Source organism: Binatus soli (SeqCode), assembly GCF_050015535.1.
In the GTDB taxonomy this organism is placed as follows: Bacteria; Desulfobacterota; Binatia; order Binatales; family Binataceae; genus Binatus; species Binatus soli.
The window spans coordinates 88,997-102,210 of sequence record NZ_JBEKBF010000010.1 but is presented as its reverse complement, the minus strand read 5'-3'; the positions used below and the strand labels follow the sequence as shown (position 1 = coordinate 102,210).

Here is a 13,214-nt window from a genome sequence, read left to right as displayed (position 1 = left end):
TTATCCGTCCGTCCGCGACGCGCGCAAACGGCGCAAGCGCGTGCGGATCCTGCTCGCTGGCGGCCCTATTGCGCGCTGGCGGCGTCGGCGGCCTTCTCCATCTGCGGGGTTTTGATCTTCGCTTCGCTCTGGTTCGCGGCCGCGACGACGATCATCGAATCGGGGTGCAGATATTTTTTTGCAACCGCCAGTACTTCATCCTTGGTGACCGATCCGATCAGCTTTGGATACTGCTCCGCGTAGTCGAGCCCCAGGCCGTAGAACTCGACCTGCACCATGAAGGACGCAATCGCGCTCTGCCGCTCGAGCCCCAGCGGGAAGCTGCCGATAAGAAACTTTTTCGCGCCATCCAGTTCGGCGTCGCTGACCGGTTTTTCCTGGATCTCGCGAAGCTGCTGCAGGATCAAATCGATTGCCTGGTTCGAACTCTGGTTCTTGGTTTGAAGGCTGATTGTGAATGCGCCCTGGTACTTGCCCGGCTCGAAACCGCTGTCGACCGAGTAGGCGAGTCCGTGCTGGCTGCGAACGATCTTCACCAGGCGCGAGGAAAATCCGCCGCCGCCAAGTATGTAGTTCATCACCTTGAGCCGGTAAAAATCGGGATTCGACCGCGCCACGCCGCCGGAACCCATTATGATGTTGGCTTGCACGACGTTTCGATCGATCAGTTTCACATGAAGACCCGGTGCGACCTTGATTGGCGGCGGTTCAGCTTGCGGCGCGACGGAACCGGAGAGGCCGGCCAGCTCTTTTTCAAGTGATATTTTAACTTCGTCGGCGGTCACATCGCCGGCCACCGCGATGATCGCGCTGCCAAGCTTGTAATTGTCGCGGTAGAAGCCGCGCACGTCGTCAGCGCTGAGTTTGCCGGCCGATTCCGGCGAGCCTTCGCCCGGATGCCCGTACGGCGAGTCGCCGAACAAGTCTTTTATGAATTCCACGTCCGCGGCGTAGCCTGGTTGTTCTTCCGCCGCTTTGATTTCCGCGACCTGCTCGGCGCGTTTGCGTTCGATATCGGCCTGCCGAAGTCCGGGATCCGTCAGGATTCCCGCCAGCAGCTTGAGCGTATCGCCTTGGTACTTCTTCAGCGTCGTCATCCCGGCGGTCGAATAATCGCGGCCGGCCGACACCCCGACCGAACTGCCCATGAAATCGACTTTCTGATCGAACTCCGGCGCGGTGAGTTCCTTGGTGCCCTGCGAAAGGCATTCCGCCGTCAGCGCGGCCAACCCTTCCTTGCCCTTGGGGTCGCGCCGCGTGCCCGCGTCAAACTCGATCATCATCGTCACCATCGGCAGTCGATGCTCTTCCGAGACGAGCAGGACCGCGCCGTTGCTGAGCGTCATCCGCTTGATTTCGAGTGCATGCACCGGCGAGGCCGCGAAGACCAACGCCGCGATTGCCGTGACGCCAACGAAAGCCAAAGCAAACATCTTCATCCGGTCTGCCGCGCCGCTCATCGGATCGCCTCGGCGGTCTCGCCCGCGTCGGGAGCATGGCGCAACTCTCCGCCACTCAATCCTCCGCCCCCATGCGGCAGAACGCCGGTCGGTACCAGCACGCCTTCGGTCATGTTGGCCGCGACCAAATAAGTTTTCGCGACCCGCTGGACTTGAGCCGCGGTCACCTTGTCGATTCCGTCCAGGTACTTGTCGACGAGATGGTAGTCGCCGAGCATTTCGTACATTCCGAGCATTTCGGCCTCGCGCATGATCGAGTCCTGCCCGAACACGTATTGCGCCTGCTCGAGGTTCTTGGCCTTCTGCAATTCCTCCGCGCCGACCGGAGTGTCGCGCAGCGCGGCGATCTCCTTTTCGACTTCGGCCTGGGTGTCCGCCGCCTTCACGCCGGGACGCATCTGCGCCGACACGATGAACAATCCCGGATCGAACGAGGTCATCTCGTAGCCGGCGCCGATATCGACCACCATCTGCTTTTCGACGACCAGCTTCTTGTAGAGCCGCGAGCTCTGGCCATCGCTCAGAATTTCCGAAGCCACTTCGAGCGCGTAACTGTCGGGGCTGAAAATATTCGGCACGTGATATGCCTCTTCGAACGCCGGAAGATTGGCCGCGTGCTTCAGTTCGACGTGCCGGGTTCCTTCTTGCGGCGGCTCGAGTTCCGCGACCGGCGGCGGCTTGGGACCGTTCTTGATCCCCGCGAACGCCTCGCTGATTTGCTTGAGCACCTGGTCGGCGTTGAAGTCGCCGACGGCCACGATCAGCGCGTTTTGCGGCGAGTAATAGATTTTGTGATACGCCATCGCGTCCGCCAGCGTCAGCCCGTCAACGTCGTGGAACCATCCGATCACCGGCCAGTGGTACGGATGCGCCAGGTACGCTTGCGCGCGGACCATCTCGTCGAGCGCGTCCTCCGGATTGTCATCGGTGCGCAGCCGCCGCTCTTCGAGCACGACGTGCTTCTCTTTGTCGAAATCTTTGGGCTCGAAGTTGGCCATCCGATCGGCTTCGAGCGTGATAGGCACGTCGAGGTGATCCTTGGTGATCTTCTCGAAATAGTCCGTGAAGTCCGTTTCCGTGAACGCGTTATCCATCCCGCCGTTTTGCTGGATGATCTGCGAGAACTCTTCGGGACCCAGCTTCTTGGTGCCCTTGAACATCAGATGCTCGCACAGATGCGACAGCCCCGTCTTGCCCATCTGCTCGTTGCGCGAGCCGACGCGGTAGAAGACGTTGAAGATCGCCAGCGGCGCCTTGTGATTTTCCAGCACCAGCACTCTGAGCCCGTTGGGAAGCGTCTGGGCCTTGACCGCGTCCGCGATTCCCGCGCGCGCCGGCGCCGAAGCGGCCAGGCATAGAAGGGTACCGAGCGCCGCCATCGGAACCAGACGGCGATGATTGCCAACGATCGTGATGCGCATAGCTTGCGATCATCTAAGTCCGCCGCCCGCAAGCAAGTCAAGGAATTAAACTCGAAGCCGCCCCATCGCGCCGCGCGCCGAGCCAAATTGCCTCGGTTGCGCGGAGGACGGCCAGTGGGTGAGGACAAAAGCGGCCCTTTTCAGCTATCGTTCAATAGCTCGCTGAAAGTCGCCTTCCAGGCCGCGCGGGTGAATATTCATCTCACGCCGTCCGATCTGGCCCGCCCCGCCTGCCCCGGCCGCCGGTTGACTGTGGTTTAGTTATATGTAAACTTACTGGACGAGGGATGAATCCAAGGTCAAGGCGTGGACCGCGTAGTAGCGAGGGGAACCTGGGGAACGGTGGAGTGGGCCGTGGACAGGGAGGTTACCTGCCAGCACGCACAGACTACGAACGACTGACCGCCGAGAGAAGAGCTAAGATGGGCGCCCTTTTTCAGCGACTCGCAGAAACCGGACTGATCAACAACGGTGACTTATTTCATAAGCTTGGCGACAAGGGAGGACAGCGCGGCTCAGAGTTGCGAGAGTTTAAGCGGTTCCAGGATCGCTTTCTGGACGATTTCCGTCCGGGCGGGAGATTTTTAATTGCGGCGTACGAACAAAAGAAAAAAGATCGCCTCGACCCGGCCGTGATCGAACGGGCGGTTCGCGTATTGGCAGAAAATGACGATTATGAGGCGCAGCATGGACATTGAAAGATTGCCTGGTCCGACCGAAGTCGAGCGCTTCGAACGGTCTTCGACCGAAAATCGACGACTCCTCAGACAAGAAGAATTGATTCTGGAAGTGACGGAAGCTTTGTCAGCCGCTATCCAAGAATCTGGGCTGACGAGATCGGAAGTCGCGAAGCGCCTTGGGAAGACTAAGGGCTTTATTTCGCAGCTTTTGGCCGGCGGGCGCAATCTCACGCTACGCACGGTCGCCGACGTTGCCGACGCTGTTGGTGTTTCGCTGACGATTGGGGTTGAAAGCGATCAAGTGACGAAGAGTAAACGAGCACGGCAGGTCCGCCCTCTGCGGCTGCACTCGTGGCCAACTGGCAAGCCACGCTATTCGATTCGTGGCCAAATCTGGGAGAGTGTCCCGGCCGACGGTGAGCGATACGCCGCATGAGCAATTCTCCGCAGCGGCTGAGAGAAATCATTGACTCCGTCGAACTATCAGGCGTGCGTCTCCGGGAATTAGTGGCCTCTGGCAGCCCGCCCAAAGGAAAGGTGCCGATAACGTCGGTAGATGTGGGGCATTCAGCCCGGGTCATTGATAAGACCGCAGAAGGATTTGATGTTGCGGCCGAGGTAAGGGTGCGTGCAGTTTCGGCCGCAGGGCCTCGAAGCGGAGGAGGTTCTCGCCGACCTCTGACCATGCTCTCAGTACGGGCGACGTTCGAACTGCACTATCGCCTGCCCAAGATTGACCAGTTCTCCATGCGAGACTTATCGCGGTTCTCCAATGTTAACGGAGTATATAACGCTTGGCCATATTGGCGGGAGTTAATTCAGAACGTCTCAGTGCGAATGGGGTTGCCTCCACTGATATTGCCGGTATTCCGTATTTCACGGCCTCGCAATCAAAACGGGGGTCTCCGGACAACGAGTGCTCGTCAAGAGAAACGCTGATCCACATCGGATCGAACGCGTAAGCCGAAGCGTTTACCACGTGCGCGTGTCGGTACCCCAGAGCGACACCGGGCATGACGGGCGACACGAAAAGAGTTCACGAACCGGATGTACCCTTGCGGTGCCGACCATATGCCGCCCGAAGAAGGGGCGCGGCCTTCGCGCCCGCCATCTGCCCCCCAATCTCGCCGTGACCGACGCATCGTGCGCCGAATCTTTGCCGAGCACCAGATAGCCGAACCGGTGCCCCCAATTTTGCCGCGAACCTGCGGGCGTTATTTCAGGATTGTGTCCGCGATCTGTCCCGCCTAACAGAGGTGATCAGGTTGGGGGATTCCGGCAGTTAGTCCAGAGGATTAGCGTCGTGCACCGGCACCTGCCGCTCCGATTCCAGCTATTCAAATCAATACGTTTGGAGTTGATTCTCGGTAACGACAGCGGTGGCCAGAGGGCTGCCAACGTGGCAGTCTATGCGTATGCCTGACTACAGCCTGTTCGGAGACGAGCACGTCCGCCAGTACGAGGCGACCGGCGGTAAGACTGGCCACGATTGGAACAACACCAGTGTTCTGGTGCTGCACACGATCGGGCGGAAATCTGGCGAGACGAAAAAGTTCCCGCTGATCTATGGGCGCGACGGCAACAACTATCTGATTGTCGCTTCGAAAGGTGGCGCGCCCGACCATCCTGGGTGGTACAAAAACCTGCTCGCCCACCCCGATGTGAAAATCCAGGTGTGGGACAAAGTGATTCCGGTCCGGGCGCGGACTGCGACGGCCGAAGAAAAGAAGCGCCTGTGGCCGATCATGACAGCTCAGTGGCCCGAGTATGATAAGTACCAGGCCGGAACGAAACGCGACATCCCCGTGGTGTTTCTCACGCCGCGCTAGCGGCTTGACGGGAGTCTCCGCTCTCGCAGCGGCGAGCGCCGAATCCTTTCCGAGCACCACATAGCCGAAGCCGCGGCATCGTGCCGCGCTCCGCATTAGAACTTTTCTTGTACGCCCTCCCGAATGCGGGCTAAGGGGTAGCGCCTGTGGGCCAGCCTGGGGTGATGTCGGTCCAGGTCGCACCGCCGTCGTTGGTCGACAGTAATTTGGACTCGTTAGTCACGACCCATCCCTGGCTCGCCGTGGCGAAACTCATTTGAAAAACCCCCGATTCCTCAGGAGCTGGCATCGTGGTGTCGGTAGCGCTAGCGCCCGGGCCAAGTTTGGTGAGCTGGGGCATGCCGCCTTTCGGAACTCTGCCGGTGATCCACGTCGAGTCCACTATGGCGGACACCACCACCGCTCCCGTCTGAGCTTCGTGCAATCCGGCCAATACCCTGTCCGGCTTCCAAGTGACTCCGCCGTCCTCGGTGGCGAACAACACCACTACTCCAGGATAGGTAACGCATACATAGCCGTGCTTGGGATCCTTGAATGTGGGGAGACCGTAGGCGGCATACGAGCGGTGTTGCGGCTCCTTCCCTGCAAGCTTTGCCGCAGCAGGGGGCAGTTTTTGGTAGAACGATCGTTCGAACTGCTCCGCGTTTCGATCATATTCCCGCATTAGGTCGGTTTTCACCGGCGATTCGAGCTCGATACTCTGCCAGGTTCTGCCGCCGTCGCGGGTGACAAGGAGTTCGTTATAGACATCGTCGCCCACCATCCATCCCTGTTCCGGCGTCAGCATAAGCATCGGGCCAACCGAATCGAACTTGTCCCATCCGGTAGCGGTTGCCAGTTTCCAGGTTTCACCTCCGTCCCCGGTCGCCAGCAGCACGCCCGTGCCGCGAGAAGCCGCGCTCAATCCTTCCCCCAAGCCCAGCCAGCCATGAACCGAGTCCGCAAATGCAAGGATCCCGCCATTCAAAATACCCGGGTATTTCCTCTCCGGGACTGTCACGTGTCTCATCGACCAGGTGGCCCCGGCGTTGTCCGTGGAGGCTAGGTCGAACTGTAACCCGCCAGGGATGTCCGGCTCTCCGTGCTCGAACAGTACCCAGCCCCGGTTGGTGTCGAGAAAGAAAATCCCACAGATCAGCGCATCCTTTGGAGCGGGCGGAGTGATGTCCTCCCATTCGGCCCCACCGTTGGAGGTCCACAGCAGCCCCTGCATACTCGTTGCCCAGCCCACATTCGGCGCGAGCAGCTGCATGGATCCGACCGATCCTCCCCGAGACGGTCTCGGTGCCTCGAGGAGCTGCTTAAGCGCAGGTGCTGCGCCGACTGGGTTTGGCGGCAGCCCGCGTCCAGGCCCGGGCGGTTGAGCCCGCGCCATCGCCGTAAGCCCAAGCAGCAACCCTGCTACACACAGCGCCCGCCAAATTCGCATTCGCATAGATGCTCCCCTACCAGTAGTACTCTGGGACAAGCACGAAACCAGTGTCCCCAGCCCAATTTCCGCCCACAATTTGAGCGTCATCGACGCCGCCTTGCCACGCGCAATCCCGCCGTAACCGACACATCGCGCGCCGAATCTTTGCCCCGTGGCTGCCGCAGCCGGAGCCAAATTGCATCCATATATCGCTGTTTGTAACAATGATTAGATTATCATTGCGATGATGACTGAAATTGCCGAGAAAGCGCAGGACCTGTTCGAAATCAAGGGCGTGCTGACGAAGTTCATGCGGATGCTGTTTCCGCTTGAGTTCCGCATCGACTCGCTTGCGAACAGCGGCCCGATGCTGCCGTTTCACTATCCGCTCCTGCCGGGCGAAATGATCTATCTGCCCGAGCGGCTGGAACCCTTCGGCGCTCGCGGCGACGCTTACATCTATTATTTCGTCACCACCGCCCATCTGGCGGCGCGTCATGACTTCGGCACGTTCAAGCTGAAACTCGCGGACATCGCGGGCTTCGAAGAGCGCGGCGAGACCGGCGTCGAGGCCATCGACAGCTTCGTCGCGTCGTTCGACGACCCGGGCCTGGCCGGCGCTCTGATGCGGCTGGCGGAGTCGGCGCGAATCGACGCCGAACTGGCGCGCCGTTATCGCGGACTCGCACCGCGCATCGCGGGCCTCAATCGCTCGCTGCTGCAAAGGCTTCATCCCGAGTCCTTGAGTACGATGCTGGTGCGCGCGGCGCTCGATCTCGAGGCGACGGGCGAAGGGATGGATTCCCCGCTGGTGTGGATGGCTTCGAGACACTTCGCTCCCGTTCGCGAGCGCGGCGCCGACGTCATGACCAGCGTCCGCCAGGTCAGCTCCCTCTATAATTGGCTCCAGGAGCTGATTCGGGAGGCGCACGAACGCGGCGAGGGCGATCCGCTCAGCGAAGAAGAAGCCGAGATGATGCGTAACGACCTGATCAAGGGAATCAAGGGCTCGGAAACGCAGACCGCCGGCGAAGGCGAAGACGGCGAGGATGGCGACGGCGGCGGCGAGCCCGATCAGAACGTTCGGATGGACGTCTCGGGCAAGCAATCCAGGGGCGGCAAGGGCAGGGCGCTCTCGCCCGAGGAATTGCGCAAGCTCATCGAGCAGGGCGCCGAGATCAAACCGTCGCAAGGCGACGGCAGCGCCGACGGCGACGGCATGTACCTGACACAACTGACGGGCAAGCAGCTCAGCGAGATCGACCAGATGCGCGAGCAGCTCGGCGAGATCGGTTCCGTCACCGGGCAGGGACGCTTGATGATCGGCCGCGGCCGCCAGGATTCCTACTACGCCTACGACGAATGGGATTACGTGCTGAACGATTACCGCCGCAACTGGTGCCGGCTGCGCGAAATTCCGATGACCGGCGACGAGGGCGATTTCTTCGAGAACACGCTCATTCGCTACGCCGAGATGCTGCCCGGCGTGCGGCGCAACTTCCAGCGCATCCGCCCCGCCTCGTACCGGATGGTCCGTGGACTCGAGGACGGCGAGGAAATCGACCTCGATCGCACCATCGAGGCTCGCGTCGCGCGCCTGATGGGCGAGACGCCCGATGGCCGCTTTTACAAGGCGCGCAAGAAAGAGGCGCGCGACGTCGCCACCCTGTTCCTGCTCGACATGTCGGCTTCGACCGACGAGCCCGTCCATCGCGAGCCGCGCAAGCATACCAACGATGACGACACCGACGACTGGATGAAGGCGTGGGAGCGCCGCCCGCAAACCGCCAATCGTCCCCGTCGTATCATCGACGTGAACAAGGAAGCGCTCGTCATCATGGCGCAAGCGCTCGAGGAAATCGGCGACCAGTACGCGATCATGGGCTTCTCCGGACACGGCCGCGACAACGTCGAGTTCTACGTGATCAAGGAATTCGATCAGGAACTCACCGACGAGGTGAAGGCCCGCGTCGGCGCCGTCGAACCCAAGCGCTCAACCCGGATGGGCGCCGCGATTCGCCACGTGCGCGAGAAATTCAAGGACGTGTCCTCGCGCGCCAGGCACATGATCCTGCTCAGCGACGGCTTCCCGCAGGATTTCGACTACGGCCACGATCGCCGCTCGAACGCCTACGGCATTCAGGACACGATGGTCGCGTTGAAGGAACTCGAGTTGGCCGGCGTGCTGCCGTTCTGCATCACCGTCGACAAAACCGGCCACGACTACTTGCGCCAGATGTGCCAATCGTCGCGCTACCTGGTGATCGAGGACATCGCATCGCTGCCGCGCCAGTTGCCGAAGATCTACGAACAGGTCATCCGCTGGTAAGCGCGTTCGCTGTTCGCGTTTTGTTCTCCTGAACTAAAAATGTTCCACGTGAAACATTCGTGTCTGGATCCTCGGAAATAAGCACGTTTTTGAGAAATCAGCCGTAATTCGCGCTGCTCGGCGCGACCCGATCAGCGCGCCGTATCGATCCGCAAATCGCGCCCCGTCATCTCGGCCGGCGCTTTCACTTCGAGCATCCCGAGCAGCGTCGGCGCCACATCCGCCAGCGTCCCGCCGTCCTTGAGCCGCCCTTTGAATTTCGGATCGTAAAGAATCAGCGGCACCGGATTCGTCGTATGCGCGGTATGCGCCTGTCCGGTCGCGGGATCGGCCATGAACTCCGCGTTGCCGTGATCCGCCGTCACCAGCGCGGCGCCACCGCGCTTTGCCAGCGCCTCGATCACGACGCCCAACGCCGCGTCCGCCGCCTCGACCGCCAACACCGTCGCCTCGAACTTGCCGGTATGCCCGACCATGTCGGGATTGGCGAAGTTCATCACGATCACGTCGAATTTGCCGCCTTCGATTTCCTCGGCGGCCCGGGTTGCGATTGCCGCCGCCCTCATCGCCGGCTCCAGGTCGTAGGTCGCGACCTTCGATGACGGAATCAGCGCGCGCTCTTCGAGCGGGAACGCCTTCTCGACGCCGCCGTTGAGGAAATACGTGACGTGCGCATATTTCTCCGTCTCCGCGACGCGCAAATTCCTGAGCCCCGCATGCGCCAGCACTTCGGCGAGCGTGTTGCGCACGTCTTCGGGTGCAAACGCCAACGGCAGTGCGAACGAACGGTCATATTCGGTCAAACACACGTAGCCGACTTTTGGAGTGCGCGATCGCCGGAACCCGGAAAATCCGCCCAGCGCGACCGCGGCCGTCAGTTCGCGCGCCCGGTCGGCGCGGAAGTTGAAGCAGATGACCTGGTCGCCGTCCGCCATCGGCGATCGCTCTCCGATCACGTGCGGCTCGACGAACTCATCGCTCTTGCCTGCGGCGTACGAATTCTCCACCGCCTCGCGCGCACTCGGCGCGGCCAATCCATCCCCTTCAACGATCGCGCGCCACGCTTGCTCGATTCGCTCCCATCGCTTGTCGCGATCCATCGCGTAGTAGCGTCCCGTGACCGTCGCGATTCGCCCGCGCCCAAGCTGTTTCAGCTTCGCTTCGAGCTGGTCGATAAACTTGAGCGCCGAGCGCGGCGGTTTGTCGCGCCCGTCGAGCACAGCGTGAACCGCAATCCTGCCCGCGCCATTGGCAGCAGCGAGGTCGAGCAACGCCATCAAATGATCGATATGACTGTGCACGCTCCCGTCGGAAAGCAGTCCCCAGATGTGCAGCGTCGTGCCGTTCGCGACGGTCTTTTTTATCGCATCGACAATCGTCGGGTTGCGCGCGAAAGCCCCGCTCTCGATCGCTTTCGTGATTCGCATCAAATCCTGGTAGATCACGCGGCCCGCGCCGATGGTGAGATGCCCGACTTCGGAATTGCCCATCACGCCGGGCGGCAGGCCTACCGCCTCGCCCGACGCGTCGAGTTCGGTGTGCGCCTGCGTCGCGTAGAGTCGGTTCATCACGGGAGTCTTCGCCGCGGCGATCGCATTTGACGCGCTGCTCTTGCTGATTCCCCATCCGTCGAAAATCACCAGCGCTGCAACCGGCGGCCGCGTGGCCATCACGATTTCCCGCCCGCCGTACCGCGCTTGAATGCCGCGGCGCCGGGATACTGCGCCTTTGCGCCAAGCTCCTCCGCAATTCTCAAAAGCCGGTTGTATTTCGCGGTGCGCTCGCCCCGGCTCATCGATCCGGTTTTGATTTGTCCCGCGCCGGTGGCGACCACCAGATCCGCGATCGTCGTGTCTTCGGTCTCGCCCGAGCGATGCGAAATCACACTGGTGTATCCCGCCGTGCGCGCCATCTCGATCGTGGCGAGCGTCTCGGTCAGCGTGCCTATCTGGTTGAGCTTGATCAGAATCGAATTCGCGACGTGCTCGTCGATTCCGCGTTTGAGAAATTTCGGATTGGTGACGAAGATGTCATCGCCGACCAGTTGCGTCTTCGCACCGAGCTCGCGCGTCAGGATTTTCCATCCCGCCCAATCGTCTTCGGCCAGCCCGTCCTCGAGCGAGACGATCGGATATTTCTTCAGCCATCCCGCGTAAAACTCGACCATCTGCTCCGCGCTGCGCGCGCCTTTGTCCGAGCGCGCGAACACGTACTTGCCATCTTCGTAAAATTCGCTCGACGCCGGATCGAGCGCGAGCGACACGTCGATACCGGGGCGGTAGCCGGCCTTCGCGATCGCTTCGAGGATCACCTCGATCGGCTCCTCGTTGCTTTTGAGATTCGGCGCGAATCCGCCCTCATCGCCGACGTTGGTCGAATGACCGCGTTTCTTGAGCACGGCGGCCAGTGCATGAAACACTTCCGCGCCCATCCGGATTGCCTCGGCGAAATTTCCCGCCCCCGCCGGCACGATCATGAACTCCTGCATATCGACGCTCGAGTCCGCATGACGCCCGCCGTTGACCACGTTCATCTGCGGCACCGGCATCACGCGCGCGTCAGGATTGAGATACCGATACAGCGGCACTCCGTTGGCTGCGGCAGATGCGTACGCGGCCGCGAGCGATACGCCGAGCATCGCGTTAGCGCCCAGCTTCGATTTGTTCGCGGTGCCGTCCAGTTCGATCAGCGCCCGGTCAAGAGCGCTCTGATTCGCCGCGTCTGCGCCCTTGAGCTTGTCCGCGATCGTCCGGTTGACGTTGGCGACCGCTTTCAGCACGCCCTTGCCGCCGTAGCGTTTCGCGTCGCCGTCGCGAAGCTCGAGCGCTTCGTGAACCCCGGTCGATGCGCCCGACGGTACCGCGGCGCGGCCGAGCGCGCCGCCGCGAAGCCGCACGTCAACTTCGATTGTGGGGTTTCCGCGCGAGTCGAGAATCTCGCGCGCCTTGATCTCTGCGATTTCTGTGGATGCCGCCATTGACTCAGCCTCACCGTATTAGTGGAAGTCCCGCATTCTAGAGCAGGCCGGGTCAGCTTGTCACGCGCAGCTCCGGGAGAGACAACCCTGCGAATGCCGACAAACGCTACACACCTACACGGCGCCGCTGTCGCGCAGCGCGCCGATCTCTTCCCACGTGTAGCCGAGCGGCTTGCTCATCGTGGCTTTCCCGTAAACGGTGGTTCAGGAACTCGGACGCGCGGGCATTATCCCGCCGCTGGCCGCGAAATCTCAAGTCTCGATTCATCCGCGCACCGCCATTGGCCTGCGGGCGCGCCGCTTGTACGCTCATCGCCGATGGAACCGAGCATCTATCAATATCCCGATGTCTTCCGCCGCGCGCATTTGGAAAGTCCCGGCGAAATTCCGGCCGAAGTGCTTTTCCTGCAACAGGTATGGAAACGCCATCGCAAGCGCCCGGTGCACCGCATCCTTGACATCGCTTGCGGCGACTCACCCCACGGGCGTCTGCTGGCGGGCAACGGCAACGGATTCGAGGTCGTCGGAATCGATCGTTCACCGGCGATGATCGCGGCGGGGCGGCGCAAAGCGAAGGCAATTGCGAATCTTCGCTTCTACCGCCGGCCGATCGAAAAGTTCACTCTCCCCGAGCGCCCCTTCGACGCCGCAATTTTGATGTCCGAAACATTTCCGGTGATCGTCGAGAACTCCCGCCTGCTCTCGCATCTCAAATCCGTCGGCCGTGCGCTCAAGCGCGGCGGCTTGTACTGCATAGACATCGATCGCCAGGATCCGATTCCGCGCGTCTCGCGGCGGACCATGTGGCGCGAACGCACCGCGCGCGCCGCCGGTGTCGCACTCGACATCCGCGAGTTCAATCGCCCGGTTGTGTGGCACTCGCCGCTGCATTCGATCTACGAACTCGAATGCACCATCAACTTTCCCGCCGGCGCGGTGACTACGCGCGATTTGATTCCGGTGCGCTACACGCTCCCATCCACGCTGGAACTCGCGGCGCTGGCGTCGGGGATGTTCAAAATGGTCGCCGCCTACTGCGACCTGTCATTCGCCAAGCCGCTGGACAAATGCCGCTACCGCTGGACGGGAGTGCTGCGCCGGGTGTGA

General features: G+C 61.5%; 11 protein-coding genes. 6 read left to right on the top strand and 5 right to left on the bottom strand.

Annotation, left to right across the window (positions count from 1 at the left end):
- Positions 1-65: 65 nt before the first annotated feature.
- Positions 66-1,460, bottom strand: coding sequence for a M16 family metallopeptidase (locus ABR989_RS09530; RefSeq protein ID WP_428127882.1), 1,395 nt, complete (start codon positions 1,458-1,460; stop codon positions 66-68).
- Entirely contained in the window at positions 1,457-2,881 is a 1,425-nt protein-coding gene (locus tag ABR989_RS09525) for a M16 family metallopeptidase (RefSeq protein WP_428127880.1), read from the bottom strand. The genes ABR989_RS09530 and ABR989_RS09525 overlap by 4 nt, the downstream gene beginning before the upstream one ends.
- A gap of 114 nt (positions 2,882-2,995) precedes the next feature.
- Between ABR989_RS09525 and ABR989_RS09520 the strand changes: the two genes are divergently transcribed.
- The 4 genes from ABR989_RS09520 to ABR989_RS09505 all read left to right on the top strand — a co-directional run bounded on the left by ABR989_RS09520 (position 2,996) and on the right by ABR989_RS09505 (position 5,390).
- Positions 2,996-3,142 (top strand): hypothetical protein, encoded by a 147-nt coding sequence (locus ABR989_RS09520; RefSeq protein WP_428127879.1) that lies wholly within the window; start codon positions 2,996-2,998, stop codon positions 3,140-3,142.
- Between the two features lie 161 nt (positions 3,143-3,303).
- Positions 3,304-3,579: a hypothetical protein gene (locus tag ABR989_RS09515; RefSeq protein WP_428127877.1), complete on the top strand. Its 276-nt coding sequence runs from the start codon at positions 3,304-3,306 to the stop codon at positions 3,577-3,579.
- Entirely contained in the window at positions 3,569-3,997 is a 429-nt protein-coding gene (locus tag ABR989_RS09510; protein ID WP_428127876.1) for a helix-turn-helix domain-containing protein, read from the top strand. Before ABR989_RS09515 ends, ABR989_RS09510 begins: the two co-directional genes overlap by 11 nt.
- A gap of 979 nt (positions 3,998-4,976) precedes the next feature.
- On the top strand, positions 4,977-5,390 hold the full coding sequence (locus tag ABR989_RS09505; protein WP_428127874.1) for a nitroreductase family deazaflavin-dependent oxidoreductase: 414 nt from the start codon (positions 4,977-4,979) through the stop codon (positions 5,388-5,390).
- A 130-nt stretch (positions 5,391-5,520) separates the two neighbouring features.
- On the opposite strand, the gene ABR989_RS09500 is transcribed toward ABR989_RS09505, so the two are convergent.
- Positions 5,521-6,642 (bottom strand): beta propeller repeat protein, encoded by a 1,122-nt coding sequence (locus ABR989_RS09500; RefSeq protein WP_428127872.1) that lies wholly within the window; start codon positions 6,640-6,642, stop codon positions 5,521-5,523.
- Between the two features lie 403 nt (positions 6,643-7,045).
- Between ABR989_RS09500 and ABR989_RS09495 the strand changes: the two genes are divergently transcribed.
- Positions 7,046-9,130 (top strand): nitric oxide reductase activation protein NorD, encoded by a 2,085-nt coding sequence (locus ABR989_RS09495; protein WP_428127870.1) that lies wholly within the window; start codon positions 7,046-7,048, stop codon positions 9,128-9,130.
- Positions 9,131-9,261: 131 nt separating this feature from the next.
- Here ABR989_RS09495 and gpmI read toward each other — a convergent pair whose 3' ends face one another.
- Positions 9,262-10,800: a 2,3-bisphosphoglycerate-independent phosphoglycerate mutase gene (gene gpmI / locus ABR989_RS09490; protein ID WP_428127869.1), complete on the bottom strand. Its 1,539-nt coding sequence runs from the start codon at positions 10,798-10,800 to the stop codon at positions 9,262-9,264.
- Positions 10,800-12,107, bottom strand: coding sequence for a phosphopyruvate hydratase (eno, locus tag ABR989_RS09485; protein ID WP_428127867.1), 1,308 nt, complete (start codon positions 12,105-12,107; stop codon positions 10,800-10,802). The genes gpmI and eno overlap by 1 nt, the downstream gene beginning before the upstream one ends.
- Positions 12,108-12,425: 318 nt before the next feature.
- On the opposite strand from eno, the gene ABR989_RS09480 reads away from it, so the two are divergent.
- Complete coding sequence (locus ABR989_RS09480; RefSeq protein WP_428127865.1) at positions 12,426-13,214, top strand: class I SAM-dependent methyltransferase; 789 nt, start codon at positions 12,426-12,428, stop codon at positions 13,212-13,214.

Bases quoted from the DNA above. Each gene is read 5' to 3' on its own strand.
- ABR989_RS09510 (WP_428127876.1), top strand. From the start codon at position 3,569: ATGGACATTGAAAGATTGCCTGGTCCGACCGAAGTCGAGCGCTTCGAA.
- ABR989_RS09505 (WP_428127874.1), top strand. From the start codon at position 4,977: ATGCCTGACTACAGCCTGTTCGGAGACGAGCACGTCCGCCAGTACGAG.
- gpmI (WP_428127869.1), bottom strand. From the start codon at position 10,800: ATGGCCACGCGGCCGCCGGTTGCAGCGCTGGTGATTTTCGACGGATGG.
- ABR989_RS09495 (WP_428127870.1), top strand. From the start codon at position 7,046: ATGATGACTGAAATTGCCGAGAAAGCGCAGGACCTGTTCGAAATCAAG.
- ABR989_RS09515 (WP_428127877.1), top strand. From the start codon at position 3,304: ATGGGCGCCCTTTTTCAGCGACTCGCAGAAACCGGACTGATCAACAAC.
- eno (WP_428127867.1), bottom strand. From the start codon at position 12,107: ATGGCGGCATCCACAGAAATCGCAGAGATCAAGGCGCGCGAGATTCTC.
- ABR989_RS09530 (WP_428127882.1), bottom strand. From the start codon at position 1,460: ATGAGCGGCGCGGCAGACCGGATGAAGATGTTTGCTTTGGCTTTCGTT.
- ABR989_RS09525 (WP_428127880.1), bottom strand. From the start codon at position 2,881: ATGCGCATCACGATCGTTGGCAATCATCGCCGTCTGGTTCCGATGGCG.
- ABR989_RS09480 (WP_428127865.1), top strand. From the start codon at position 12,426: ATGGAACCGAGCATCTATCAATATCCCGATGTCTTCCGCCGCGCGCAT.
- ABR989_RS09500 (WP_428127872.1), bottom strand. From the start codon at position 6,642: ATGCAGCTGCTCGCGCCGAATGTGGGCTGGGCAACGAGTATGCAGGGG.